The sequence below is a fragment of the Burkholderia orbicola genome (genome assembly GCF_900100915.1).
Taxonomy (GTDB): Bacteria; Pseudomonadota; Gammaproteobacteria; order Burkholderiales; family Burkholderiaceae; genus Burkholderia; species Burkholderia orbicola.
In genome coordinates this window covers 146,385-171,482 of the sequence record NZ_FNKW01000002.1, presented here as the reverse complement: position 1 = coordinate 171,482, position 25,098 = coordinate 146,385, and the positions used below count along the sequence as shown (strand labels likewise).

19 protein-coding genes are annotated in these 25,098 nt (G+C 67.7%); 11 read left to right on the top strand and 8 right to left on the bottom strand.

Annotated elements, in window-relative coordinates:
- Window positions 1-3: 3 nt before the first annotated feature.
- Window positions 4-657 carry a LysE family translocator gene (locus BLS50_RS17650; RefSeq protein ID WP_176934246.1) on the bottom strand — a complete coding sequence of 218 codons (654 nt, stop codon included), beginning with the start codon at window positions 655-657 and terminating at the stop codon, window positions 4-6.
- A gap of 42 nt (window positions 658-699) precedes the next feature.
- On the opposite strand from BLS50_RS17650, the gene BLS50_RS17645 reads away from it, so the two are divergent.
- The gene (locus BLS50_RS17645; protein WP_053524573.1) at window positions 700-1,575 is read left to right on the top strand and encodes a LysR substrate-binding domain-containing protein; all 876 of its coding nucleotides are present in this window, start codon (window positions 700-702) and stop codon (window positions 1,573-1,575) included.
- Window positions 1,576-1,587: 12 nt separating this feature from the next.
- Here BLS50_RS17645 and BLS50_RS17640 read toward each other — a convergent pair whose 3' ends face one another.
- Window positions 1,588-3,306: a SulP family inorganic anion transporter gene (locus BLS50_RS17640; protein ID WP_074803027.1), complete on the bottom strand. Its 1,719-nt coding sequence runs from the start codon at window positions 3,304-3,306 to the stop codon at window positions 1,588-1,590.
- 464 nt (window positions 3,307-3,770) lie between these two features.
- On the opposite strand from BLS50_RS17640, the gene BLS50_RS17635 reads away from it, so the two are divergent.
- A complete protein-coding gene (locus tag BLS50_RS17635) occupies window positions 3,771-5,012 on the top strand; it encodes a mechanosensitive ion channel family protein (protein ID WP_053524571.1) in 1,242 nt (413 codons plus the stop codon).
- Window positions 5,013-5,070: 58 nt separating this feature from the next.
- Here the strand turns inward: BLS50_RS17635 and BLS50_RS17630 are convergent, their stop codons facing one another.
- Window positions 5,071-6,492, bottom strand: coding sequence for an aminotransferase-like domain-containing protein (locus BLS50_RS17630; RefSeq protein ID WP_027806178.1), 1,422 nt, complete (start codon window positions 6,490-6,492; stop codon window positions 5,071-5,073).
- 152 nt (window positions 6,493-6,644) lie between these two features.
- Between BLS50_RS17630 and BLS50_RS17620 the strand changes: the two genes are divergently transcribed.
- Together BLS50_RS17620 and BLS50_RS17615 are read left to right on the top strand one after the other, a co-directional pair.
- Window positions 6,645-8,969 (top strand): FdhF/YdeP family oxidoreductase, encoded by a 2,325-nt coding sequence (locus BLS50_RS17620; protein WP_074803022.1) that lies wholly within the window; start codon window positions 6,645-6,647, stop codon window positions 8,967-8,969.
- A gap of 12 nt (window positions 8,970-8,981) precedes the next feature.
- A complete protein-coding gene (locus BLS50_RS17615; RefSeq protein ID WP_074803019.1) occupies window positions 8,982-9,902 on the top strand; it encodes a bestrophin family protein in 921 nt (306 codons plus the stop codon).
- A 12-nt stretch (window positions 9,903-9,914) separates the two neighbouring features.
- Here the strand turns inward: BLS50_RS17615 and BLS50_RS17610 are convergent, their stop codons facing one another.
- Window positions 9,915-11,945 carry an FUSC family protein gene (locus tag BLS50_RS17610; protein WP_074803016.1) on the bottom strand — a complete coding sequence of 677 codons (2,031 nt, stop codon included), beginning with the start codon at window positions 11,943-11,945 and terminating at the stop codon, window positions 9,915-9,917.
- 155 nt (window positions 11,946-12,100) lie between these two features.
- On the opposite strand from BLS50_RS17610, the gene BLS50_RS17605 reads away from it, so the two are divergent.
- From BLS50_RS17605 to BLS50_RS17585, 5 genes are all read left to right on the top strand, one after another.
- A complete protein-coding gene (locus BLS50_RS17605; RefSeq protein ID WP_027806182.1) occupies window positions 12,101-13,003 on the top strand; it encodes a LysR family transcriptional regulator in 903 nt (300 codons plus the stop codon).
- A 406-nt stretch (window positions 13,004-13,409) separates the two neighbouring features.
- Complete coding sequence (locus BLS50_RS17600) at window positions 13,410-14,969, top strand: DHA2 family efflux MFS transporter permease subunit (protein WP_074803013.1); 1,560 nt, start codon at window positions 13,410-13,412, stop codon at window positions 14,967-14,969.
- A 288-nt stretch (window positions 14,970-15,257) separates the two neighbouring features.
- Entirely contained in the window at window positions 15,258-15,590 is a 333-nt protein-coding gene (locus BLS50_RS17595; protein ID WP_074803010.1) for a sugar ABC transporter ATPase, read from the top strand.
- Window positions 15,591-15,726: 136 nt separating this feature from the next.
- Complete coding sequence (locus BLS50_RS17590) at window positions 15,727-17,316, top strand: ABC transporter substrate-binding protein (protein WP_011547532.1); 1,590 nt, start codon at window positions 15,727-15,729, stop codon at window positions 17,314-17,316.
- Window positions 17,317-17,473: 157 nt separating this feature from the next.
- The gene (locus BLS50_RS17585) at window positions 17,474-18,727 is read left to right on the top strand and encodes a hypothetical protein (RefSeq protein WP_074803007.1); all 1,254 of its coding nucleotides are present in this window, start codon (window positions 17,474-17,476) and stop codon (window positions 18,725-18,727) included.
- Window positions 18,728-18,746: 19 nt separating this feature from the next.
- On the opposite strand, the gene BLS50_RS17580 is transcribed toward BLS50_RS17585, so the two are convergent.
- The 4 genes from BLS50_RS17580 to BLS50_RS17565 all read right to left on the bottom strand — a co-directional run bounded on the left by BLS50_RS17580 (window position 18,747) and on the right by BLS50_RS17565 (window position 23,333).
- Window positions 18,747-20,057 carry an Nramp family divalent metal transporter gene (locus BLS50_RS17580; protein ID WP_069231247.1) on the bottom strand — a complete coding sequence of 437 codons (1,311 nt, stop codon included), beginning with the start codon at window positions 20,055-20,057 and terminating at the stop codon, window positions 18,747-18,749.
- Window positions 20,058-20,153: 96 nt separating this feature from the next.
- On the bottom strand, window positions 20,154-21,410 hold the full coding sequence (locus BLS50_RS17575) for an oxalate decarboxylase family bicupin (RefSeq protein WP_069231248.1): 1,257 nt from the start codon (window positions 21,408-21,410) through the stop codon (window positions 20,154-20,156).
- Window positions 21,411-21,746: 336 nt separating this feature from the next.
- On the bottom strand, window positions 21,747-23,081 hold the full coding sequence (locus BLS50_RS17570) for a type II toxin-antitoxin system HipA family toxin (protein WP_069231249.1): 1,335 nt from the start codon (window positions 23,079-23,081) through the stop codon (window positions 21,747-21,749).
- Between the two features lie 3 nt (window positions 23,082-23,084).
- Entirely contained in the window at window positions 23,085-23,333 is a 249-nt protein-coding gene (locus BLS50_RS17565) for a helix-turn-helix domain-containing protein (RefSeq protein ID WP_006483523.1), read from the bottom strand.
- Window positions 23,334-23,593: 260 nt separating this feature from the next.
- Here BLS50_RS17565 and sapR point away from each other — a divergent pair, with 260 nt between their 5' ends.
- Both sapR and ddpX read left to right on the top strand, forming a co-directional pair.
- A complete protein-coding gene (sapR, locus tag BLS50_RS17560; RefSeq protein ID WP_069231250.1) occupies window positions 23,594-24,481 on the top strand; it encodes a sap1 transcriptional regulator SapR in 888 nt (295 codons plus the stop codon).
- 16 nt (window positions 24,482-24,497) lie between these two features.
- On the top strand, window positions 24,498-25,061 hold the full coding sequence (gene ddpX, locus BLS50_RS17555; RefSeq protein ID WP_069231251.1) for a D-alanyl-D-alanine dipeptidase: 564 nt from the start codon (window positions 24,498-24,500) through the stop codon (window positions 25,059-25,061).
- The last annotated feature ends 37 nt before the right edge of the window (window positions 25,062-25,098 follow it).

The following is a 25,098-nucleotide window of genomic DNA, read 5'->3' as shown; positions in this document are numbered from 1 at the left end:
CCGCTACGGCAGCCACATCGGCACGATCGACGCCACCAGCAGCACGCCGAGCCCCGCATTCAGGCAGCGCCATTGCCGCTCCGTGCGCAACACGCGTGCGAACAGCAGCCCGGCGAAACACCACAGCGACAACGACGCCATCGCCGCCACGCCGAATGCAAAACCGAGCAGCACGCCGAGCCGCGCCGGCCCCGACGCGAGCGCCGCGAACGACGCGGCCGCACCGAGCGTCATCGCCCAGCCTTTCGGGTTGTGCCACAGCATCCACACGCCGCTGACGAACCCTTGCGGCCGGTGCACGTCGACATCGAGCCGCGGCTTGCCGCCACGGCCGATGCGCAACGCCAGCCATATCAGGTACGCCGAGCCGACCGCCTTCATCAGGAACTGCAACGCAGGCAGCGCGAGCAGCACACTGCCGAGCCCGGCGGCGGCCGCCGCCGCCATCGACGCCAGGCCCGCGGCGATGCCCGCCATCAGCGGCAGCGAACGCCGATAGCCGAAATGGGCGCCCGATGCGGTCGCCAGCGTCGTCGCGCCACCCGGCGTCACGGTGGACACGATCACGAACAGCACCAGCGGCAGATAGTCGTGAAGCGGCACGAGGGGTCCAGGTCGTCGTAATCGAAGCCCCGTTTTTACCTGCGATCCTTGCATTACGACAGCGAAACCTTTTGATGCCTGTCATTAGCGATCATAATGCGACGCATGACACGCAATCTCGACCTCGCGCTGCTGCGCGCATTCGTCTCGGTCGCCGATCATCGCAGCATGACGGCGGCCGGCCACGCGCTGCACCTGACGCAAGGCGCGATCAGCCAGCAGGTCGCGCGGCTCGAAATGCTGTCCGGCCCGCTGTTCGTCCGCGAGCATCGCAACCTGCTGCTGACGGCGGCCGGCGAGCGGCTGCTCGAACAGGCGCGACGGCTGCTCGCCGCCCACGATGCGCTGCTCGCCGAACTGACTGCCGGCGCGGTGGAAGGCACGGTGCGTATCGGTGCGCCGCAGGATCTGGTCGGCACCTGTCTCGCGCCGATCCTGAAAAGCTATACCCACGCGCATCCGCAGGTCGCGCTCACGCTCGTGTGCGCGGCGTCACCGGAGCTGCGGCGCGGGCTCACGCACGGCAACCTGGACGTCGCGCTGATCGAGGCTCCGGTCGGGTCGTCGCGCGGCGAGTGCATCGCCGTCGACCGGCTGGTCTGGGTCGGCGCGAAAGGCGGCACCGCGCACCGGCACTCGCCGCTGCCGGTATCGATGGTCGCGCAGACCTGCGCATTCCGCCCGACGGTGCTCGACGCATTGCGCGGCTGCAATCGCCCGTGGCGCACCGTGTTCGAGAACGGCAGTTTCGATGCCACGGCCGCGACCGTGCGCGCCGATCTCGCCGTAACCGTCTGGCTCGCGTCCACCGTGCCGCCCGACCTCGATATCCTGCCGGCCGGCGGCGGCCTGCCCGCCCTGCCGAATTTCTCGATCAACCTGCATGTGCCGCGCGGCCAGCACACGGCGGCCGCGACGGAACTGGCCCGCTACCTGCGCAATGGTTTCGCGCGCCTGCGCGCGCTCGCGTAGCGCCGCATCGCGCTACACCGTGCCCGGCTCCTGCGGCGCGGGCGTCGTGCCCGCCGCCTCCAGCGCCTGATGCAGCGCGGCGAAGATGCACGACGCGCCGACCACCTCGGTGATCCCGTGACGATCCATGTCCGCACGCAGATAGCGGTTCACGCGCCCGAACAGCACGCCGATCCCGCGCGCATGCAGCGCCCTGACGAGATCGGCCAAGGTCCGCGCGGCCGAATAGTCGACATCGGTGATCGCGCCCGCGTCGACGACGAACCAGCGCGGCGGCACCGGCGCCGCGTCGACGAGTTCGGTCACTTCGGCAGCGAACAGGTGATCGTTCGCGAAGAACAGGTCGGCGCCGAACCGGTAGACGATCAACCCGGGCGCCGTCATCGCGCCGCGCCGGGTCGGCACCGGCTGCCAGCGCCCGTTGCCGGCGACCGGTTCGAGCACCATCGTGTGCGGCTGGTAGCTGTGGCGCACGTGCCGCATCAGCGACAGCGCGACCGCCAGCAGGATGCCCTGCTCGACGCCGAGCGTCACGACGGCCGCGGCCGTGATCAGCGCGAGCGTGAATTCGCCGGGGCTTTCCTCGCGGATCGCCGCGAGGCTGCGCACGTTGATCAGCCCGAGCGCGATCGTGAACACGATGCCGGCCAGCACCGCATGCGGCAGATACTGCAAATACGGGCTGAAGAACAGCAGCACGATGCCCACGACGACGGCGAACGCGAGATGGCCGACCTGGCTGCGCACGCCCGCGCCGTCGGCCATCGCCGTCTGCGTCGGGCTGCCATTGACGACGAACGCACCGCCGAGCGCCGCCGCCGCGTTCGCGGCCGCGAGCCCGAGGATGTCGGCGTTGGTGTCGACGTCCTCGCCGTACTGCTGCGCGAACACCCGCGCGGCGGCCGCGCTCTGCGCGATGATCATCACGAAGCACGACGCGGCGACCGGTACGAGATCGAGGAACTGCTGCCACGTGACCGACGGCCAGCGCAGCGGCGGCAAGCCGCCCGCCACGGGCCCGAGCACCGCGATGCCGTGCGCGGCGAAGCCGAACGCCGCGCTCGCGGCGATACTGCCCGCCACCGCGATCATCGGCATCGGCACCCGCGGCAGAAACCGCTTGCACGCGAGAATCGCGCCGACGACGAGCGCCGCGAGCGCGAGCGTCGGCCGGTGCGCGTGAACCAGGTGCGTGACGACGTAGTCGAGTTGCGCGAGGCTGCGCGACGCCGAGTACGGCACGGACAACCCGAGCATGTCGCCGAGCATCGCGATCGATACCTGCACGCCGACGCCGGCGAGGAAGCCGACCAGCACCGTGCGCGACAGGAAATCGGCGAGAAAACCGAGCTTGAAGATGCGTGCGAGCAGCAGCATCGCGGCGGTCAGCAACGCGACCATGCCGGCCAGCGCCGCATAGTCGGCGCTGCCGGCCGGCGCCATCGACGACAGCCGGCTCGCGAAAATCGTCGCGGTCGCGGAATCGGCGGCGACCACGAGATGGCGCGACGCGCCGAAGCACGCGAACGCAACGAGCGGCAGGAACACCGTGTAGAGCCCCGTGACGGCCGGCATGCCGGCGATGCGCGCGTAGCCGAGCACCTGCGGGATGTCCATCGACGCGAGCGACATGCCCGCGAAGATGTCGCGCATCGCCGCCGCCCGGCGGATCGGGAGGATGCCTTTCAGCAGCCGCACGCGTGACGGACGGCTTTCGTTGGAATCTTGCATGGGTGAAATGCGTGAGGTCGAGTGACGGGGGCCACGAACGGGTGCGCGACGATGTCGCGTGTCGCTCACCGTCGCCGGACGGGCCGGACAGGCCCGCACGCCAACGCGAGCAGCACGCCGACGACGCCTGCGACGTCCGCATGATTGCATGGATCGCGGATCGTGCGTAGCGAAGCGCAAAGCCCTGCCGTCATGGTTTCCGGCCGATTGCATGCTGGCGGGCGACGCGTCCGGCCACCGGCTCGCGCGCCGGTTTGCGGTGATGTCGATTCGCGGCTCGCCTTCACCCTGATGCAGAGGATACCTGCACAACGGTGAGCCGATTCGGGAGCCGATCGCCCCGCCTTCACGGCACGCGTCCGGAACCCGATGGCACAATCACGGTCCCTTTCATGTGCCCTTCATCGGGCGCGCGCCGCATCGCGGCGCCGATTCAACGCACGAGAAAGCCCCTGTCCGCCTCTATGACCCTGAACGAATCCTGGTTTGCGCCGCTCGTCGGCATCCTCGTCCTGCTCGCCGCCGCCGGCGCGATCACCGCCGTCGTCCACTTCCTGCTGTTTCGCGTGGTCGCGCGGCTCGCGCGGCTGTCCGCCACGCGCGTCGACGACGCGCTGTTCGAATTCGGCGCCTTCAGATGGCTGAACCGCATCGTCCCGTTCGTCGTGATCAAGCTCGGGCTCGGCGCGGTGTCCGGCATTCCCGGCCTGGTCGCGCAGGTGGTCGACAAGGTGCTGTTCGCGCTGATCGTGTTCCTCGTGACGATGACCATCAGCGCGACGCTGTCCGCGCTCGAACAGACGCACCGCACCGCGCAACGCGATCAGCCGCGCCTGTCGCTGAAAGGCGCGATGCAGCTGGTCAAGCTCGTGATGTTCATCACGGCCGCGCTCGTCGTGATCGGCGATGCGACCGGCAAGCAGATCGGCCTGCTGCTGTCCGGCATCGGTGCGATGTCCGCGGTGCTGATGCTGATCTTCAAGGACACGCTGCTCGGCCTCGTCGCCGGCGTGCAACTGTCGTCGAACGACATGCTGCGGATCGGCGACTGGATCACGATGCCGTCGGCCGGCGCGGACGGCACGGTCATCGACATCACGCTGAACACCGTCAAGGTCGCGAACTTCGATCACACGATCATCACGGTGCCGACCTGGAAACTGATCACCGAGAGCTACCAGAACTGGCGCGGCATGACCGAAGCGGGCGGGCGCCGCATCAAGCGCGCGCTGTTCATCGATGCAACGAGCGTGCGCTTTCTCACGAACGACGAGATCGAACGGCTCGAACGCCTGACGCTGCTGAAGGACTATCTCGAGGACAAGGTCGACGCGATCGAGCAATGGAACGGCACGCTCGGCGCGGCCGGCGAGTGCCCGGCGAACCGCCGCCAACTGACGAATCTCGGCACGTTCCGCGCGTACGTCGCGAACTACCTGAAGGGCCATCCGCGCATCCGCCGCGACATGACGAACATGGCGCGGCAACTGCCGCTCACGGCCGAAGGCATTCCGCTCGAACTGTACTGCTTCACCGATACGACGACGTGGGTCGACTACGAGACCATCCAGGCCGACCTGTTCGACCACCTGATCGCGGTGCTGCCGGAGTTCGGGCTGCGCGTGTACCAGCATCCGTCGGGCTTCGACATGCGCCAGATGGTCGACGCCGCGCAAGCCGGGCGGCAGGCGCCGCGCGCGGCGTGATACCGGCCACGGCGGCAGGCTGCCGGCCGCCGCCTGCCCTGCCGGCGGGCGGCAACGCTCAGCGCGCCGCGCACTCCGACGCGAGCCGCCCCAGCACCTTCAGCGCGTCCTCGATCTGCCGCGACCACGGGTAGCTGTAGTTGAGCCGGATGAAATGCCGGTAATCGGTGCTGGCCGAGAACATGTGCCCGGGCCCGACCGTGATCCGCTGCGCGAGCGCCAGCGTGTACAGCTTCATCGCATCGACCTGCTGCGGCAGCTCGACCCACAGCACGTACCCGCCCTGCGGCTGCGACAGCCGCGTGCCTTCCGGGAAGAAGCGCCGCACCATCGCGCTCATCAGGCTCGCCTGCTGCGCATACTGCTTGCGCATGCGCCGCAGGTGAAAATCGTAGCCGTCGTGTTTCAGGTACTCGGCGATCGCGAGTTGCTCGATCGCGGGCGTCGCGAGCGTATTCAGGAATTTCAGCTTCTCGACCTGGTCGCGGTAACGGCCCGGCATCGCCCAGCCGATCCGGTAGCGCGGCGACAGGCTCTTCGTGAACGACGCGCAATGCAGCACCAGCCCGTCGCGATCGAACGACTTCAGCGCGCTCGGCGCCGTATCGCCGAAGTGCAGCTCGTGATAGACATCGCTCTCGATCGCCGGCACGCCGTGCTTCGCGAGCAGTTCGACCAGCGCGCGCTTGCGCGCATCGGACATCTGGAAGCCGAGCGGATTCTGGAAGTTCGGCATCACCATGCATGCCGCGATGCGCTCGTTCGCGAGAATTCGCCCGAGTGCGTCGAGATCGATGCCGTCGCCCGGGTGCGTCGCGACTTCCAGCGCGCGCATGCCCATCCGCTCGATCGCGTGCAGCATCGCGTAGAAGGTCGGCGACTCCACCGCGATCGTGTCGCCCGGTTTCGCAACCGCCTGCAGGCACAGGTTGATCGCCTCGGTCGCGCCGATCGTCATCACGATCTCACCGGGCTCGACCGCGACCCCGCGCTCCGCATAGCGCCGCGCGATCTGGCGGATCAGCTCCTGGTTGCCGGGCGGCAGGTCGTCGATCACGCCCCAGCGCGTGCGGCGCCGCCCGATCGCCTGCGCATAGCGCGCGAGGCGCTGCACCGGAAACTGCGACGCGTCGGGATACGGCGAGCCGAGCGGCACCGCGTCGTCGCGCGCGATCGAGCGCAGCGTCGACAGCACGAGCCGGCTCACGTCCACGGCCGACGGCTCGGCGGCCGGCGCGGAGACATGCAGCTCGGCCTCGGCCGGCGCCGCCGCGCGCGCCCGCACGAAGTAGCCCGACTGCGGCCGGCTTTCGATCAGGCCGCGGCTTTCCAGCACGAGGTACGCGCGCAGCACGGTCGTGACGCTGAGCTGCTGCTGCCGGCTCGCCTGCCGCACCGACGGAATCCGCTCGCCGGGCCGGTACACGCCCCGCTCGATCTGCGCCTGCAGATCGTCGGCCAGTTGTTCGTAACGCTTCACGCGCCTCCCTTTCAGCTTCCCTTCAGCAACACAGTTGCGATCCGCACTGTATGAATGGCCGAAACTGTACTCTTTTTTGAAGTGAACAGGTGTACACACAGCGGGACGGAGGCCGCGCGTACTCTGCACGCATCGACCCCGACACCCGCATCATGAAAAAGAAATCCGCCACCGCGCGCATCGAACCGTACACCCACCCGGCCGCCGGCTGGGGCGCGCTGAAAGCCGTCACGATCAACCTGATCAAGGAAAAGGTCGCCGGCGGCAACTACCGCACACTGCTGCGCCAGAACCAGCCGGACGGCTTCGACTGCCCGGGTTGCGCGTGGCCCGACCGCCAGCACGCATCGACGTTCGAATTCTGCGAGAACGGCGTGAAGGCCGTGGCCGCGGAAGCGACGAGCAAGCGCGTGACGCCCGACTTCTTCGCCGCGCACACGGTGACCGAACTGCTCGAACAGTCGGATTTCGAACTCGAACAGCACGGCCGGCTCACCGACCCGATGGTGTACGACGCGCAAACCGACCGCTACGTGCCGATCGCGTGGGACGACGCGTTCGCGCTGATCGCGCGCCACCTGCGCGCGCTGCCCGACCCGAACCAGGCCGCGTTCTATACGTCCGGCCGCGCCAGCAACGAAGCCGCGTTCCTCTACCAGTTGTTCGTGCGCCTGTACGGCACCAACAACTTCCCCGACTGCTCGAACATGTGTCACGAGGCGACGAGCCGCGGGTTGCCGGCGTCGGTCGGCGTCGGCAAAGGCACCGTCACGCTCGACGATTTCGAGCATGCGGATACGCTGCTGATCTTCGGCCAGAACCCCGCGACCAACCACCCGCGGATGATGGGCGAACTGCGCGAGTGCGCGAAGCGCGGCGCGACGATCGTGTCGATCAACCCGCTGAAGGAGCGCGGCCTCGAACGCTTCGCCGATCCGCAAAGCCCGCTCGAGATGCTGACGATGTCGGGCACCAAGATCGCGTCGACGTTCATCCAGCCGACGATCGGCGGCGATTTCGCGCTGATCAAGGGGATGGCCAAGCGCGTGCTCGAACTCGACGACGACGCGCGCGCCGCCGGTGCGCCGCGTGTACTCGACACCGCGTTCATCGGCGAGCACACGGCCGGCTTCGACGCGTTCGCCGACGATCTGCGCAATGAAAGCTGGTCCGCGCTGACCGCGGAAAGCGGCGTGCCGTACGAGCAGATCGACGCGCTCGCGCAGCTCTATGCGCGCAGCGAACGCGTGATCGCGACGTGGGGGATGGGCATCACGCAGCACAAGCATTCGGTCGCGACGGTGCAGATGCTGACCAACCTGATGCTGATGCGCGGCAACATCGGCCGCCCCGGCGCCGGCCTCTGCCCGGTGCGCGGTCATTCGAACGTGCAGGGCAACCGCACGGTCGGCATCGAGGAAAAGCCGTCGCAGGCGTTCCTCGACCGGCTCGGCCACGTGTTCGATTTCGAACCGCCGCGTCATCACGGCTACGACGTCGTCGAGACGATCGAACGGATGCTCGACGGCCACGTGAAGGTGCTGATCGGCCTCGGCGGCAACTTCGCGATGGCGACGCCCGACACGCCGCGCACCTGGGAAGGCATGCGCCGCTGCGAACTGTCGGTGCACATCACGACGAAGCTGAACCGCAGCCATCTGATCCACGGCCGCGACGCGCTGATCCTGCCGACGCTCGGCCGCACCGAGATCGACCTGCAGGACAACGTCGCGCAAGGCGTGACGGTCGAGGACTCGATGAGCATGGTCCACGTGTCGTACGGGATGAACAAGCCCGCTTCGCCGAACCTGATGTCGGAGCCCGCGATCGTCGCGCACATGGCGCACGCGCTGTTCGGCAGCGGCAAGATCGACTGGCTCGCGTACAAGGACGACTACGCGAAGATCCGCGACGCGATCGAGGCAACGCTCGACGGCTTCTACGACTACAACACGCGCATCGCGCGGCCCGGCGGCTTCCATCTGCGCGTGGCCTCGCGCGACCGCGAATGGCTCACGCCGACGGGCAAGGCGAACTTCATCGCGCACGCGCTGCCGACCGACACGCCGATCCAGCGTGCCCGCGCGCTGCACGGCGACCGGCTGATGACGCTGATGACGACGCGCTCGCACGATCAATACAACACGACCGTCTACGGGCTCGACGACCGCTACCGCGGCGTGTTCGGGCAGCGCCGCGTGGTGTTCGTCAACCGCGACGATCTCGCGATGCTCGGCCTGAAAGCCGGCGAATGGGTCGACATGGAAACTGTGTGGCACGACGGCATCGAGCGGCGCGCGGCGGGCTTCCTGCTCGTCGAGTACGACATCCCGCGCGGCTGCATCGGCGCGTACTACCCGGAAACCAATCCGCTCGTGCCGCTCGACAGCGTCGGCGACGTGTGCAACACGCCGACGTCGAAATCGGTACCCGTGCTGCTGCATCGCGCGGCCGCGCCGGCCTCGATCGCCGCCTGACGGAGCACGCCGATGATCGTTCGTCCGCGCGAGCACTGGCTGCGGATGCTGCTCGTCTGGAACGGCTCGGTGCTGCCGACCATCCTGCCGCAGCTCGTGCTGACGCTCGCGATCAGCCTCGTCGCCGTGTGGGGCGGCGGCCGCGTACTCGGCGAGAAGGTGCCGCTGAATCCGACGCCGTTCACGCTGATCGGCCTGACGCTCGCGATCTTCGCCGGGTTTCGCAACAACGCCAGCTACGAACGCTATCGCGAGGGTCGGCAGCTGTGGGGCGGCGTGCTGACCGCCACCCGCACGCTGGTGTCGCAGGCGCTCTGCTACGGCGCGGTGGACCGTGACGACGCATCGCGCCGCGCGTTCGTGCGCACGGTCGTCGCGTTCGTCTACACGCTCAAGCATCAACTGCGCGGCACCGATCCGGCCGCGGACCTGCGCGGGCTGCTCGATGGCGCCACCTATGCGCGCGTCGCCGCTTCCCGGTTTCGCCCGATCGTCATCGTGCACGCGCTGCGCGAAGCGTTCGCCGCGCGCGCCGATGCGGGCCAGCTCACCGACACGCGGCTGTGGATGCTCGATGCGCGCCTCGACGATCTCGTCGCGATGGTGAGCGGCTGCGAGCGCATCGCGTCGACACCGATTCCATTTTCATACGACGTGCTGCTGCACCGGACCATCTACGCGTATTGCGTATTGCTGCCGTTTGGCCTCGTCGATTCGATCGGCGCGGCGACACCTTTCGTAACAGTTTTCGTCGCCTATACGCTGATCGCGCTCGACGCCATCGCCCACGCGATCGCCGAGCCGTTCGGCGACGGGCCGAACCATCTCGCGCTCGACGCGATGACGCGGCAGATCGAGCGCACGCTGCTCGAACTGAACCGCGAGCCGCTGCCGGCCGAGGTGACGCCCGGTCCGTCCTACCGCCTCACCTGACCGCCGCCCCGCTCAATCGCGGTGACCGCGCAGGAAGTCGCCATGCTCGGCGGCCGCGTCCGCGATCCGGTGCAGCAGGACCACGCCGTTCAGCAACGCATGCGCGTCGTCGCCGTCGCGCGCGGCCGCGCGACGCCGCAACAGGCGGGCGGCCGCGTCGCAGCTTCGTTCGAGCCGGGCGTAATCGGCCCGCGCGACCCGCCCGCGCACCACCGCCGCCGCGCGGCCCGCGGCCGGTTCGCGCGTGGCCAGCTCGGCGAGCGACAGCAGGCTGTCGCCGATGCCCCAGATCGCGAGCAGATCGCGCATGTCGTGCTCGATCGAGGTCTGCGCCACGCTGCCCGCGAAACCGAGCTCGCGCGCGAGACGATCGGCCGTGCGGCTCAGCCACGCGCTCGCGGACCACGCCCGCGGATCGCGCGCGATTCCCGCCAGATCGTGGCGCACCGCGCGATGCAGGCGTCGCCGGCTCGTGCCGGGATCGCCGGGAAACACCAGCGCGAAGACCAGCGCGCCGAACGCGATGCCGAGCAGCGTCGCGAGCGCGCTGTTCAGGAACGCGGCGTCGCCGATGCGCGTCGTGTTGTTCGGCGACGTGAAATTCCAGAAGAAGATCGAGAACGCGCTGCCCATCGTGGCCGTGCGCGGATGGCGGATCGCGAGGCCGGTGCCGATCAGGAACACGCCGAGGATGTAGGCCAGCATCTCGAAGCCCGACACCGCGGGCAGCAGCGCGAAGTTGCAGACGACGCCCGCGACCGCCGCGCATGCCGTGCCCTTCATGAACCCGACGATCGCACGCACTGAATTGGGGCGTGTCGAGAACAGTGCGCTCACCACCGCCGTGATCGCGACGAACCCGCCGCCCGCCGGCCACGCGGTGAAGATCCAGATCGCCGATGCGGCCAGCACCGCGATGAACGCGCGGACGCCGTTGTGGCACGCGAGCACCGGATCGCGGTGGAACGCATAGCGCACGCGGGCAGGCGGCGGCACCGGCCGGTCGAGCAATGCCTGGCTCGCGAATGCGCGGTCGAACCCGCCGAGCAGCGCCGATAGCCGATCGAGCGTCAGCAGGCGCGACGTGTCCGGGCCGGCCGGCACGGCGGCCTCGACCCGCAGTGCGTCGTCCACGCGTGCGCGCAGCGCCGCCATCTCGTGCCCGGCGTCGCCCGACACGGCGACCCGGTCGAGCATGCTTGCCGCTTCGTCGACGAGCGGTTCCGGCGCAGCGCCGCCGCGCGCCGCGTGCTCGCGGATCGCCTGCCCCGCGGCCTGTGCGGTGAGCACGCCGAGCGCCGCCACGCGCAGATGGCCGATCATGTTGCGCACCGGCGGTGCGCCGGCCGCCGCATATTCGGCTGCCGTATCGAGTTCGAGCGCATCCGCGAACAGCCGATGCACGGCCGCATCGTTCGGCTCGCGGCGCAGCGCGCCGGCGCCGACCGCCACCGCGCGGTCGAGATAGCGCGCGAGCCGCGTGCGGACATCCTTCAGCGGCGCGCCCGGTGCAAACACCGTTTCAAACAGCGCAGCGCACAGGATGCCGACCACCACGTACAGAAACCGCGCCACCGCGATATCGAACGCATGCAGCGGCTCGGATACCGCGTCCATCGCGACGATCGCGGCCGTATAGCCCGCGAGCACCGCCGCATACGCACGAAAATTCCGCTGAAACGTCGCGATGCCCGCGCACAGGCCGATCCACGCGGCGAGCGCGGGCAGGAACAATTGGGGCGTCTGCTCGAATGCGCTGGTCAGCGCGAGCGCCACGGCCGCACCAATCGCGGTGCCGAGAATCCGGTACTGGCTTTTCGACAGCCCCATCCCGCGGCTGCCCTGCGCGACGATCCACACGGTCGAGGCGGCCCAGACCGGATCGTCGAGATCCATGCGAAACGCGATATAGAGCGCGAGCAACGACGCGGCGGTATTGCGCAATGCGAAGCCGAGCGCGCCCGGCGGCAACGTGGGCCATGCAGCGCGCAGCGCGGCGCGCACGGTCGCGATCGACGGCAGGCCGGGGACGGAAAATTTCATGCGTCGAGCATACGGTCGTGCGCCGCGCGCCACTACCGGGCGAAACGGAATGCGGTATTGCAGCGCACGGAATAATCTGGACAACTGACATGAAAATGCAGGGGTAGGACCGACAACGGTAAGATGCGCGCAGGTTGAACACGTAATCAATTTGTATGGACCTCGATAGCATCCGAATATTCTTGCGCGTAGTGGAACGCGGCAGCTTCACCGCCGCGTCCGTGGAACTCGACATGCCGCTCAGTCGCGTGAGCCGCAAGGTCAAGCACCTCGAGGACGATCTCGGTGTGCAACTGCTGTACCGGACCACACGCCGCGTGTCGGTCACCGAAGCCGGGCGCGATTACTACGAGCGCTGCCTGCGCGCCGAGGACATCCTGCTCGACGCGGACCGCCAGGTCCGCACGCTTCGCACCGACCCCGAAGGCACGCTGCGCGTGCTGGTGCCCTATGCGATCGGCCTGTTTCAGCTCGAACCGGCGCTCGCCGAATTTCGTCGGCGCTACCCATTGGTGCAGTTGGTGCTGATCTACGACAACAGTCCGCTCGACCTCGTCGAGCATGGCTTCGACGTCGCGCTGCGCGCGGGTTTGCTGAACGATTCGGGCTACGTCGCGCGCTCGCTCGGCTGGTCGCATGCGAAGCTCGCCGCGAGCCCGGCCTACCTGGATCGCACCGGACGGCCGCGCACGCCGAACGATCTCGCCCAACACGACATCCTGTTCGTCGGCCGCGATGCGCCGGGCCTGACGCTGCGGCTCAGCAACACGGACGGCGAGAAGGCCGACGTCCCGGTGCAGCCGGTGCTGATCTCGAACGAATCGGTCACGGTGTTGCGCCAGGCCACGAGCGGCGGCGGCATTGCGCTGATTTCCACGCATTTCACCGCGCGACGGCTCGCGAGGAACGAGCTCGAGATCGTGCTGCCCGACTGGCACCGCACGAACGACGTCGAGCTTCACGTGCTCTATCCGCGCCGCGCGACGCTCGACAGCAAGGTACGGGCGTTCGTCGAGTTCCTGACGGAGCTGTTCGCCACGTGGCGAACCGCGCCGTAACCGGTCGCGCGCGGCCGGCAATCGATGCACGTCGACTGCATTATTGCGGCGCAGGAAAGGAATTAATGAGCGCGCGAGCGTTGATCGTCGTGCGCCGCATGGTTAGCCTGTGGCGATGAAAAACGACCACATACGCTACGGCAGCCACGTGAGCGCTGCCCGTCGACGCGTCACGCGCGTCGCGCCTTCCTGACCGGCGCCAGCCCGCCCCGCGAAGCCGGCCCCGGCTTCGCCATTCCGATTCACCGCTCGAACCGTACACCGCACACGACGGCTCCGCTCGCCGGGCCGCCGTGCGGCGTGCGTGCATCCGTCCGTTGCGCGCTTCGCCGCGCGCCTGCACGTCGCGTGCGAGCGCGGCGAACGGCACGCGCCGTACGGCCTTCGTCCATCACGCAGGAACGCCATGTCCTCTCCCTCGTCTTCAGGCCCGCTGTCGGGCGGCCGGCTCGTCATCGGCACGATCGCGGTTTCGCTGGCGATGTTCATGAACGTGCTCGATTCGTCGATCGCGAACGTCGCGATCCCGACGATCTCGGGTGACCTCGGCGTGTCGGTCGACGAAGGCACGTGGGTGATCACGATCTTCGCGGCGGCGAACGCGGTGTCGATTCCGCTGACCGGCTGGCTCACGCAGCGCTTCGGCCAGGTCCGCCTGTTCGTCACGTCGATCCTGCTGTTCGTGTTCGCGTCGTGGCTGTGCGGGATCGCACCGAACCTGCCGACGCTGCTCGCCGCGCGAATCCTGCAAGGTGCGGTGGCGGGGCCGCTCGCGCCGCTGTCGCAGGCGCTGCTGCTCGGCGCGTGGCCGCGGCAGAAGTCGTCGACGGCGCTCGCGCTGTGGTCGATGACGGCGCTCGTCGGGCCGATCGCGGGGCCGTCGCTCGGCGGCTGGATCACGTACGACTACAACTGGTCGTGGATCTTCTACATCAACATTCCGGTCGGCTTCTTCGCGGCGGCCGTCACGTGGTTCGTGTTCCGCGATCGCGAATCGGCCACGCGCCGCATGCCGATCGACACGGTCGGCCTGCTGCTGCTCGTGCTGTGGGTCGCCTCGCTGCAGATCATGCTCGACAAGGGCAAGGATCTCGACTGGTTCAACTCGCCCGTCGTCGTCACGCTGGGCATCGTCGCGCTGATCGGCTTCGCGTTCTTCCTCGTATGGGAACTGAACGAAGCCAACCCGATCGTCGACCTGCGCCTCTTCACGCAGCGCAATTTCGCGGGCGGCACGATCGCGATCTCCGTCGCGTACGGGATGTTCTTCGGCACGCTCGTGCTGCTGCCGCAATGGATGCAGGGCTATCTCGGCTACCGCGCGGTCGATTCCGGGCTCGCCACCGCGCCGCTCGGGGTGTTCGCGATCCTGCTCACGCCGGTCATGGGGCGCCTGCTGCCGCGCACCGATCCGTGCTATATCGCGACGCTCGCATTCGTCGGCTTCGCGGTCGTGTTCATGATGCGCACGACGTTCTACACCGACGTGTCGCACTGGGATCTGGTGCTGCCGACGCTGCTGCAAGGCATTCCGATGGCGATGTTCTTCGTGCCGCTGACGTCGATCATCCTGTCCGGGTTGCCGCCGGAAAAGATTCCGGCCGCGGCCGGCCTGTCGAATTTCGGCCGCACGTTCTGCGGCGCGGTGGGCACGTCGCTGATCAGCAATGCGTGGAACGACCGCACGATCCTGCATCACGTGCGGCTCACCGAACAGGCGAGCGTCACCAATCCGGTCTTCACGCAGCAGCTCGACACGACCCGTTCGCTGCTGCACCTGAGCCCCGATTCGGCGCTTGCGTTCTTCAATGCGTCGGTCGATTCGCAGGCGGCCGTGATGGGCTTGAACGACATCTTCTACGTGTCGGCGATCATCTTCATCGCGATCATTCCGCTCATCTGGATCACGAAACCGGCGCGCTCGGGTGGCGGCGACGCCGATGCGGCGGCGGCCGGCGCGCATTGATCCGCAGGCGTTGCGGCGCCGCTCCGTGCGCCGGCATCGCGACGACCGCGAGATTCGCCGGTAACGGCGACATCCGGGACGAGCGCCCGTCCCGCAGCGGGTGCTCGTTGTGTATCGAATCGTTTCAACGCGCCAACGGCGTCAAATGCTGCGGGTATACTCCGTCGTCAGCCGCCTGCCGTCTCGTCGTCCGTCAAAAGCGGCCCGATTCCGGGCGGTTTCGTCGCGAAGCTTCGCGTTTCGCCACCCCGCGCCCCAGCCTCGATACGAGACACCCGACGACCGACCATGAAACGATTCCTGCTGCTCCTGCCCGCCGCCCTGCTCGCCGCCTGCGGTTCCGCGCCCTCGTCCGATTCGGCTAGCTCGGGCGCCGCGCCGATGATCTACGTGTCGTCGCAACGTCCGGCCTATGCGGTCGCGAACTGCCTCGACAGCCGCCTGTCGAGCACCGAACAATCGCAGCACAACGGCGTGACCGACATCGCCGTCGGCTCGAATTCGTACTTCGTCACGCTCACGCCGTCGGGCAACGGCTCGGTGATCAAGGTCGTGCGCGGCTCGGGCAACGAGCCGGCCGAGGAAGCGATGCGTTTCGCGATCGCGCGCTGCGCGATCTGATCCGAACCCGCCGATGCCGGGTGCCCGCCCGGCTCGCTCGTGCGCGCCAACCCGCCGGCGCGCCTGCCGAATATTTTCATCCGGGCGGCCGTCGATGAGAGAATCGCACCCACGATTCCCTTTCAACGGAGCCCGCATGAAGCACCTGCTGTCCCGCCTGTTCGTCAGCGCCGCGCTCGTCGCGCTTGTTCCGGCGCTGCCGGCGCAGGCGGCCACGCCGCCCGGCATCTTCGTCGTCGCCACGCAGCTCGGCGAATTCACGACCCTCGACCCGAGCGGGATCTACGAGCTGGTGCCGTCCGAATACGTCGCGAACACCTACGAGCGGCTGGTGCGCGTCGACCTGAAGGACCCGACGCGCTTCGACGGACAGATCGCGCAATCGTGGACGGTCGGCGCCGACGGCGTGACCTACACGTTCAAGCTGCGCCCGGGCCTCACGTTCCATTCCGGCAATCCGGTCACCGCCGACGACGTCGCGTGGTCGCTGCAGCGCACCATCCTGCTCGACAAGGGGCCGGCCGGCGTGCTCGCCGATCTCGGCCTCACGAAGGCGAACGTGACGCAGAAGGTGCGCGTGGTCGATCCGCAAACCGTCGTGCTCGAAACCGACCGCAAGTACGCGCCGAGCTTCGTGCTCAACGTGCTGAGCGCGTGCCCGGCCTCGGTCTTCGACAAGAAGCTGCTGCTGTCGCACCAGCAAGGCAACGATTTCGGCAGCGGCTGGCTGCGCACCAACGACGCGGGCTCGGGCCCGTACCAGCTCGTCAAGTGGACGCCGAACGAAACCATCGTGCTGCAGCGCTTCGACAAATACCGCACGCCGTATCCGATGAAGCGCGTGGTGCTGCGCCACGTGCCCGAAGCCTCCGCGCAACGGCTGCTGCTGGAGAACGGCGACGCCGACGCCGCGCGCAACCTGAGCCCCGACAGCCTCGCCGCGCTGTCGAAGGCCGGCAAGATCAAGGTCGCGTCGTGGCCGGTGTCGGCGCTGCTGTACCTGAGCCTGAACACGAAGAACCCGAACCTCGCGAAGCCCGAGGTGCAGCAGGCGATGAAATGGCTCGTCGACTACGACGGCATCCAGCGCAACATCGTCAGCACCACCTACAAGGTGCATCAGACCTTCCTGCCCGAAGGCTTCCTCGGCGCGTCGAACGCGCGGCCGTACAAGCAGGACGTCGCGAAGGCGAAGGCGCTGCTCGCGAAGGCCGGCTTGCCGAACGGTTTCGACGTGACGATGGACATGCCGAACGACTATCCGTACCTCGAGATCGCGCAGGCGCTGCAGGCGAACTTCGCGCAGGGCGGCATCCGCGTGAAGCTGATCCCGGGCGACGCGAAGCAGGCGATCGGCAAGTACCGCGCCCGCCAGCACGACATCTTCGTCGGCGAATGGTCGCCCGACTACATGGACCCGAACAGCAACGCGCGCGGTTTCGCGTGGAATCCGGACAACTCGGACCAGTCGCCGACCAAGATGCTCGCGTGGCGCAACAGCTGGGACATTCCGCAACTGACGAAGGACACCGAGGCCGCGCTCGTCGAGCCGTCGCCCGCGAAGCGCGCGCAGCGTTACGAAGCGCTGCAGAAGGCCGTGCTCGCGAATTCGCCGTTCATCATCATGTTCGAGAAGGTCGTGCAGGTCGCCACCCGCCCCGGTGCGACCGGCCCCGAAATCGGGCCGATCAACGACCTCGTGTCGTACCGGACGCTCGCGAAGTAGTCGCGGCGGCCTGCCCGCGTGGCCACGCCGCCGCGCGGGTCATCGCCGCGGGCCGCCGTACCGGCGCCGGGCCTGCGCCGGCACGGCACCCTGCGGCGATCTACAATGACCGGCACCGCGCGGCTACCGCGCCGGGCACACGTAACGGGACGAGAACATGCATTCGAGCGAGCACGCAGTGTGCGTGGCGATCAACGACAACAACCGCGCGTGGTACGAAATGCTCGTGCCGTTCCTGCTGTCGCTGCGGCACGCCGGCTACGACGGGCGGATCGCGGTGATCGGCTACGGGCTGTCCGAACGCAAGCGGCAGATTCTCGCGAGCCAGTCGGTCGACGTGATCGACGCGTCGGACGCCTACGCGCTGCCGGTCGGCCGCTTCATCGAGGCCGCCGAGTATTGCGCGCGCCATCCGCAGATCCGCAAGCTCGCGCTGTACGACGCGGACATCTGGTTCTGCGCACCGCAGTTCGACCTGTTCTCGCAGATCGGCGACGACCGGCTCCACGTGTGCCCCGACCCGCTGTTCTGCACGTTCGTCGTCACGCCGCTGATCGGCGAGCGGCGCGACCATCACTGGCGCCTCGTCGTCGACGAAGTCAATGCGCGCCACGGCGGTGCGCTGCAAGCCGGGCTCGTCGCCGGGACCGCCGACGCATGGGCGCGTTATGCCGACCACCTGCGCGACTGCCTCGCCCGCGTCGGCACCGATTTCCAGGAATGCTTCGGCATCGATACGACGTTCCTGCATCTGTGGAGCGCGCAAGGCGAAACGGCGCTGCTCGACCCGGTCCAGAACTTCGTCAGCAAGTACGGCATCCACGAATCGTTCGACGCGGGCAGCGGCAAGACGACGCTCAGGTATCACGGCGAGCCGATCCGCGCGCTGCACATGACCGGCGACATCCGGTTCCTCGACCGGTGGCGCTACTACGCGAACCACACCGACGCCGCACTGCGCGACGGCACGCCGTTCGCGCTGTCGGACGGCACGCCGGCGCCGTCCGATGCCATCGCCGCACGCATCGCGGCGGCGGACTACGTGCGATCGGCCGGGCTGACCGTTGCGTCCGCCGCGCTCGAGACAAGCGCGGGCGCCTACCTGCAGGCGCTCGACGAACCGGGCGGCACGATGCTCGTCGGCAGCGGGAACCACGAAGTCGTGTTCACCGCGACCCGCGACATCGCGCGGCTGAACGTGTACGTCACGCATCCGTCCGGCTCGCCGTCGCCGCTGCTGTGCGAGGTGCGCGTCGACGGCCACGCGCAGCGCAAGGGCACCGAACTGATGGCGCATTTCTGGTACCAGGTGGCGGCCGGCGCCGTCGTCACGCTGCGCGCGACGAGCCTCGGCGGCCAGCAGTGCAACGCGATCTGGCGGCTGCGCGAAGCGCCGGACATGCAGCAGTAAACGGCCGGCCCGCACCCGTTCAATTGAAGGCAGCCCATACCAGGTACGCATTCAGCCCGACGATCACGACCGTCGCCGCGCCGGCGACGATCCGCAGCGGCATCCGCATCGCGTAAGCGCCCATCACGTCTTCGCGCGCCGACAGTATCAGCAGCGCGATCATCGGCATCGGCAGCACGAAACTCAGCACGACCTGGCTGGCCACCATCGCCCGCGTGACGTCGCAGCCGAGCGCGACCACCCCGAACGCGGGCACGATCGTCACCGCGCGCCGCACCCAGATCGACAGGCGGCGACGGATGAAGCCCTGCATCACGACCTGCCCCGCCATCGTGCCGACCACCGAGCTCGACACGCCGGAGGTCAGCAGCGCGACGAGAAACAGCGCGCCGGCTGCCGGCCCGAGCACCGGGATCAGCGTGTGATACGCGTCGCCGATGTCGGTCATGCCCGGCGCGGCCGCATGAAACGCCGACGACGCCATCATCACCATCGCGAGATTCACGAACCCGGCGAGCCCGAGCGCAATCACGACCTCGCGGTTCGAGAAACGCACGAGCCGCCGCCGCTCTGCGTCGTCGCGCGGCGCGGTGCGATCCTGCGTGAGGCCCGAATGCAGATACAGCGTGTGCGGCATGATCGTCGCGCCGATGATGCCGACCGCGATCGTCAGCGCCGCGTGATCCGGAATCTGCGGGACCACCAGATGGAACGCGGCCGCGTGCCAGTCCTGCGGCGCGATCAGCAGTTCGCCGAGATAGCACGCGCCGATCACGCCGACCAGCGCCGCGATCGCCGCTTCCAGCGGCCGGAAGCCGCGCTTTTCGAGCGCGAGGATCGCGCAGGTCGCGAATGCGGTCGCGATCATCCCCGCGAACAGCGGCAGGTGGCACAACAACCCGAACGCGAGCGCGCCGCCGAGGAATTCGGCGAGGTCGGTCGCCATCGCGGCGATCTCGGACGCGATCCACATGCCCCACACGACCGGCGCGGGGAAACGGTCGCGGCACAGCTCGGCGAGATTGCGGCCGGTCACGATGCCGAGCTTCGCGGACATCGCCTGAAACAGCATCGCGATCGCGTTCGCGGCCAGCACGACCCACAGCAGCCGGTAGCCGTATGCGGCGCCGGCCTGGATGTTGGTCGCGAAGTTGCCGGGGTCCATGTAGCCGATCGACGCGATCACGGCCGGGCCGATGAACGGCAGCAGCCCGGCGACGCCGGTGCGGCGCCCTTCGAGCGCGGCGCGCACCGCGCCGTCGGTGTGCTCGGTGGACAGGCCCGGCAGCGCGAGGCCGCCGGCGGGTTTGCTCGGGACGACGGGAATCATGGTGAGTGTTCCGTTCGAATGAGGAAGGCCGATTCGGGGATCGCGGCCCGCCACAGCAGCAAGCCGCATGCCGACCACGACGAGACGCCGGCGGCGTTACAGCGGCACGACGTCGGGACGATTGCGCGGAAACTGCGCGATCACGTCCGGGGCGACGTTCAGGTGCGCTTCGACGAGCTGCGGCGGCGTATGCGCGAGCCAGTCGGACAACGACACCTCCGCATAGCGGTCGGTCTTGAAGATCTCGAGGAACACGAGATCGGTCCGGCCGGTGTTCTGCACGTAGTGACCGAGGCTCTTCTTCACATAGCCGACGTCGCCCGCGCGGAAGTCGGCCGTCTGCGCCTTCGGCCCCGTGTCGAACACGGTCATCCGCGCCTCGCCCTGCAGGTAGTACTGCCATTCGTCGGCGTTCGGGTGCCAGTGCAGCTCGCGCATGCCGCCCGGATGCACGGTGACGAGCGCCGCCGCGACGGTCGTCGACACGTTGAAGTTGGTGCTGTCCGCGATCCGCACCTCGCCGCCGCGCGTCTTCCTGACCGGCTTCATGTCGCCGAGCGAAAAGACGAACGGATGCGGCGGCGCACCGGCCGATGCGGCCGACGCGCGCTGCGCGTCCGCGAGCGGGCCCGGCTCGTCGCCCTGGAAGATCCACAGGTTGTCGAGCGGCACGTTCCTGAACGCGTCGGCCGGCACGCCGAAGTTGAGCGCGAGCACGTCGGGCGGCGTATGCGCGATCCAGTCGGTCAGCAACAGCGTGTTGAATTCCGATGCGCGACCGTTATCGAACGCGAGCAGGAATTCGGCGCCGTCGCTGCCGAGGCCCTGCAGCGAATGCGGCAGGCCGGGCGGGAAATACCAGAGATCGCCGGTCTTGACATCCTGCACCGACGGTCGCCCGAGTTCGTCGAGCACCGTGATCCGGCAGCGGCCGTCGAGCATGATGGCCCACTCGGCCTGCTGGTGCCAGTGCATCTCGCGAATGCCGCCGCGCGTGAGCCGCATGTTGACGCCGGAAATGGTTTCGGAAATCGCGAAATCGTCCTGCGTCACTTCGCGCGCCCACCCGCCATTCTGAATGCGTTTATGGGCATTATTGAAAGACGCCCAGAATAACGGCATCCCGTTGATATCGGTGGCCGGCGGGTCCTGAAAAGACGGGAATTGATTCGCGATGGCCGGATTTTTAGGCCCCGGGTCGGTCAGGCTCTGACGGTTGCGCGCATTCACCGCGCCTTCCGGCGGGCTGTCCGGATTGCCGAACGAAGCCGCCTTCGCCGTTACCGCAATGCCCGCCGCGGCAATGGCACCGGCCGTACTCGTCAACATCTTGCGTCGAGAAAGATTCGTCATGATTTCCTCTTCATTCCTCAATCGAGAGAATTTCCATTACGGAACACTTGCCGTTTTTCGAATTACCGAAAATCAACCATCCCGTGACGCAAGTTAAATCCAGATTCATCCAAAAATTAAATGAATTATTAATCTGAATTAATGATTTAATCTGATCGGCTTTAATTTTGTAATTATTGCGATGCAGCAGGGGATGAATGGCGAGGAAAAGAAGTCGATATGCGCACGGCGCGATGGCGGCCCACTGCTATCGATTCGGGTGGCCTGGCGCGCCACCCGGAACGGAAAAATACGGATGCGCCGGCTTTCACCTGCCCGGCCGGGACCGGGCCCGCGTCACTCCCGCGGCATGTCGGCGAGTCGCTGCGCGGCGAAGCGCAATCCGCCGAGAATGCGTTCGGCGATCCTTGCCGGAAACCCGGCCGGCAGCGCCGCGCCGACCGATTCGATCACGTGTGGCGTCATTGCAATGAGTCGTTCGACGATCGGTGTCGCGATATCGCCAAGCAGGCAATGCTCCGCCATCGCAGTGAAGTGCCGGCGCGTGATGTCGCGCATCGCATAATGCTTGCGCTTGCCGTGCACGGCCATCGCGAGCTTCGCCTTGTGCCACGACCACTGGTTCGCGCCATCCCCTTCGACCGGCCAGATCGACATCACGTCGTAGAGCGGCGTCAGACGGAAGCGGCCGCCCGGCAGCAGGCGCAGGCTGAAGTTCTTCGCATGCCCGTCCGGTGCGGCAAGCATCCAGAACACCACCAACGCGGTGAACAGCGTGTCGAGGTCAGCCTGCGCCGTTTCCGACCGGCGCAGGATGCCGGCCAGATCGGGCACGCCGGGGCCGCCCTGCGATTCGTATTTCAGATGCGGCGGCACGCCGAGCGCCTGGCAAAAATCCTCTTGCGGCAAGCGCAACAGCCAGCCGCCGTCACGATGCAGCGCGCGATCGAAGCGCGCGACCGACAGCACCTTGTGTTCGCCGAAACGCACGATGTCGGCATCCGCCGTCGGCAGGCCGAACGCGCGCAGGATCGCGAGGCACAGCCACTCGTTTTCGACGGAAGTCGTCAGATCCGCACGCTTGTTGCCGACCAGCCCGAGCGGCAACTTGAGGATATGCGTGGTCGGCGTCGCGCCATGCGGACGCATCCATCGCCCGTCGTGAAACAGCAGCGCGGTCTTTTCCTGCGCGCCGGCCAGCGACAGGCGGAAGTCGTCGTCGTCCTGCGCACCGCCCGCCGCCCCGCTCGCCTGATCGAGCACACGCGCCACTTCGTCGTCGGACAACGGCGTACCGTCGATCCGGTCATGGCCGGCCGGGGTTTCATCCTCGCCGAGCAACTGCACCGCGCCGACGCAGTCCCGGCCGAGCGCGGCGAGCAGATCGAACGGCTCGGTCGTCGCCGTGCCGAACCGCGACGCAAGCCGGCGCCGAATCGCGTCGCTGTCGGGCAGCAGATTATCGAAGTAGTGATTGACGCGCTCGCCGCGCAACGGCGCATCGCCGACGCCGAACGGCAGCGACAACGACAGCGGGCGGCCGGCATCCGACTGTTTCCAGCGGGCGTCGTACAGCAGCTCCATGTCGCCGCGCGCGGGAATCCGCCAGATTCCGACCCGCACGCCATTGGCCCAGATCGATAGCGCGCGGCTGTGCGATTTGCGTCCCATCGATTACCACTCGACGTTGGCAGCGTCGCGCCCGTCCTTCGTGCGGATGCTGAGCTCGAGACCGTACAGCGCGGTCAGTTCGAGCAACTGCTTGAGCGACAGGCTTTCGGTGCGGAGCGTTTCCAGCGACGACAGGCGCGATTGGCCGACGCCGATGCGCGCCGCCGCTTCGGCTTGCGTCAGCCCCTTGGCCTGACGCGCGGACGACAGGATTTCGCCCAGTTGAGCAGGGGTATTGACGATGAGATTCACGGCTGGAGTCCTGTATGCGATCCATGCAGTATATCTCTGACAGGCATAAACGCAAATTATCTCTGATAGAGATAAACGTAAAATATTCCTGTCAGAAATATTTTCACACACCAGTGCGTTGCTCCCCCAGTCGTTGCACGCACGGCCCAACCCCCTATCGCCCACCGCTACCCCATAGTTTTTATCCGCTGGCGCGAATGATTTTGGCTTTGTCAGATAGATGACATCGAATCATCAAATGACAACGATCTAACAGCTCGATGACCTGCGCCTTCGCCCATACCGTCGAATCCCGCTTTGCCGAGCTGACGCCGACCGCGAAGCGCATCGCGAGCTACATGCTCGCGAACCTCGATCGGCTCGGCCTCGAAACCGCCGACCAGATCGCGCAGCAGACCGGCACCAGCGGCATTTCGGTCGGGCGTTTCCTGCGCAGCGTCGGTTACCGGAATCTCGACGACCTGAAACGCGAACTGCGCGGCGGCGGCGACCGCCCGTGGATGATCACCGACCGCCTCGACGAGTACCGCCGCGCCACCGCCACGCCAACGACCGTCGGCGAGCGCGACGGCCATCGCGGCGGCGGCTCGCTCGCGTCGTCGCTCGAGCGCGAACTCGACGCGATCCGCCACGTGTACCGGCTCGCCGAAGAACCGGTGTTCGCGCAGGTCGCGGACCGGATCGCGCATGCCGATGCCGTCTTCATCCTCGGCATCCAGTCGACCCGCGGCATCAGCAACGCATTCAGCAGCTACCTCGAATACCTGCGCCCGCGCGTGTTCTATTCCGACGGCCAGTCGGGCTCGTACGTCGATTCGCTGAATTCGGAGTTCGAACGGCCGTACTGCATCGTCACCGATACGCGCGCCTATTCGCGCAGCGCGCGCCGCTATTGCCAGGCGGCAGCCGTTCGCGGCCAGCCGTTCGCGCTCGTCACCGATCTGTATTGCCCGTGGGCGCGCGAGTGGCCGGCCGACCTGCTGCAGGTGAAGACCGACGTCGGCCAGTTCTGGGATTCGCTCGCGCCGCTCACCTGCCTGTTCAACCTGCTGATCACCGCCGTGGTCGACCGCCTCGGTCCCGCGATCGACCGGCGCGTCGCGCGCAATCGCGAACTGCAGCGCACGTTCGACCAATTCGAATCCTGAGTAAACCGGACCGCCGATGAACCCTCACCGCCTCGTCGAAATCACGTCCGCCACGCATCGCGTCGAGATCGATCTCGTCTACGCGACCGAGCGCAACCTGACCGGCAAGCCGATCTACCGCCACGCGCACTGTCTGCTGCTCGAGCCGGCCGAAACCGCGCTGCGCCGGGCGGTGGACGTCGCCGCGCAAGCCGGCTTCACGCTGCGCATCTACGACGCATACCGGCCGCCGCAGGCGCAGCAAGTGCTGTGGGATTTCCTGCCAGACCCGAACTTCGTCGCCGATCTCGGCCGCGGCTCGAACCACAGCCGCGGCACCGCGCTCGACCTGACGCTCGTCGGCGCGAACGGCGCGCCGCTCGACATGGGCACCGGCTTCGACGAGATGGTCGCCGCGTCGGGCCACTTTCACGCGGGGTTGCCCGAGCACGTGCAACGCAACCGGCTGCTCCTGCTCGGCGTGATGCACGCAGCCGGCTTCGCGCACATCGACAGCGAGTGGTGGCACTACGAGCTGCCTGGCTCGCACGCGCTGCCGCAGATCGACAACGCGGCGAGCGGCCCGTGGCGCCTGATGTAACGACGCTGCACGCCCCCCTTTTCATGCAGGTTCACGT

Bases quoted from the DNA above. Each gene is read 5' to 3' on its own strand.
- ddpX (WP_069231251.1), top strand. From the start codon at position 24,498: ATGAACCCTCACCGCCTCGTCGAAATCACGTCCGCCACGCATCGCGTC.
- sapR (WP_069231250.1), top strand. From the start codon at position 23,594: ATGACCTGCGCCTTCGCCCATACCGTCGAATCCCGCTTTGCCGAGCTG.
- BLS50_RS17620 (WP_074803022.1), top strand. From the start codon at position 6,645: ATGAAAAAGAAATCCGCCACCGCGCGCATCGAACCGTACACCCACCCG.
- BLS50_RS17570 (WP_069231249.1), bottom strand. From the start codon at position 23,081: ATGGGACGCAAATCGCACAGCCGCGCGCTATCGATCTGGGCCAATGGC.
- BLS50_RS17580 (WP_069231247.1), bottom strand. From the start codon at position 20,057: ATGATTCCCGTCGTCCCGAGCAAACCCGCCGGCGGCCTCGCGCTGCCG.
- BLS50_RS17650 (WP_176934246.1), bottom strand. From the start codon at position 657: ATGCAAGGATCGCAGGTAAAAACGGGGCTTCGATTACGACGACCTGGA.
- BLS50_RS17585 (WP_074803007.1), top strand. From the start codon at position 17,474: ATGCATTCGAGCGAGCACGCAGTGTGCGTGGCGATCAACGACAACAAC.
- BLS50_RS17635 (WP_053524571.1), top strand. From the start codon at position 3,771: ATGACCCTGAACGAATCCTGGTTTGCGCCGCTCGTCGGCATCCTCGTC.
- BLS50_RS17595 (WP_074803010.1), top strand. From the start codon at position 15,258: ATGAAACGATTCCTGCTGCTCCTGCCCGCCGCCCTGCTCGCCGCCTGC.
- BLS50_RS17605 (WP_027806182.1), top strand. From the start codon at position 12,101: ATGGACCTCGATAGCATCCGAATATTCTTGCGCGTAGTGGAACGCGGC.
- BLS50_RS17575 (WP_069231248.1), bottom strand. From the start codon at position 21,410: ATGACGAATCTTTCTCGACGCAAGATGTTGACGAGTACGGCCGGTGCC.
- BLS50_RS17600 (WP_074803013.1), top strand. From the start codon at position 13,410: ATGTCCTCTCCCTCGTCTTCAGGCCCGCTGTCGGGCGGCCGGCTCGTC.
- BLS50_RS17615 (WP_074803019.1), top strand. From the start codon at position 8,982: ATGATCGTTCGTCCGCGCGAGCACTGGCTGCGGATGCTGCTCGTCTGG.
- BLS50_RS17640 (WP_074803027.1), bottom strand. From the start codon at position 3,306: ATGCAAGATTCCAACGAAAGCCGTCCGTCACGCGTGCGGCTGCTGAAA.
- BLS50_RS17610 (WP_074803016.1), bottom strand. From the start codon at position 11,945: ATGAAATTTTCCGTCCCCGGCCTGCCGTCGATCGCGACCGTGCGCGCC.
- BLS50_RS17645 (WP_053524573.1), top strand. From the start codon at position 700: ATGCGACGCATGACACGCAATCTCGACCTCGCGCTGCTGCGCGCATTC.
- BLS50_RS17590 (WP_011547532.1), top strand. From the start codon at position 15,727: ATGAAGCACCTGCTGTCCCGCCTGTTCGTCAGCGCCGCGCTCGTCGCG.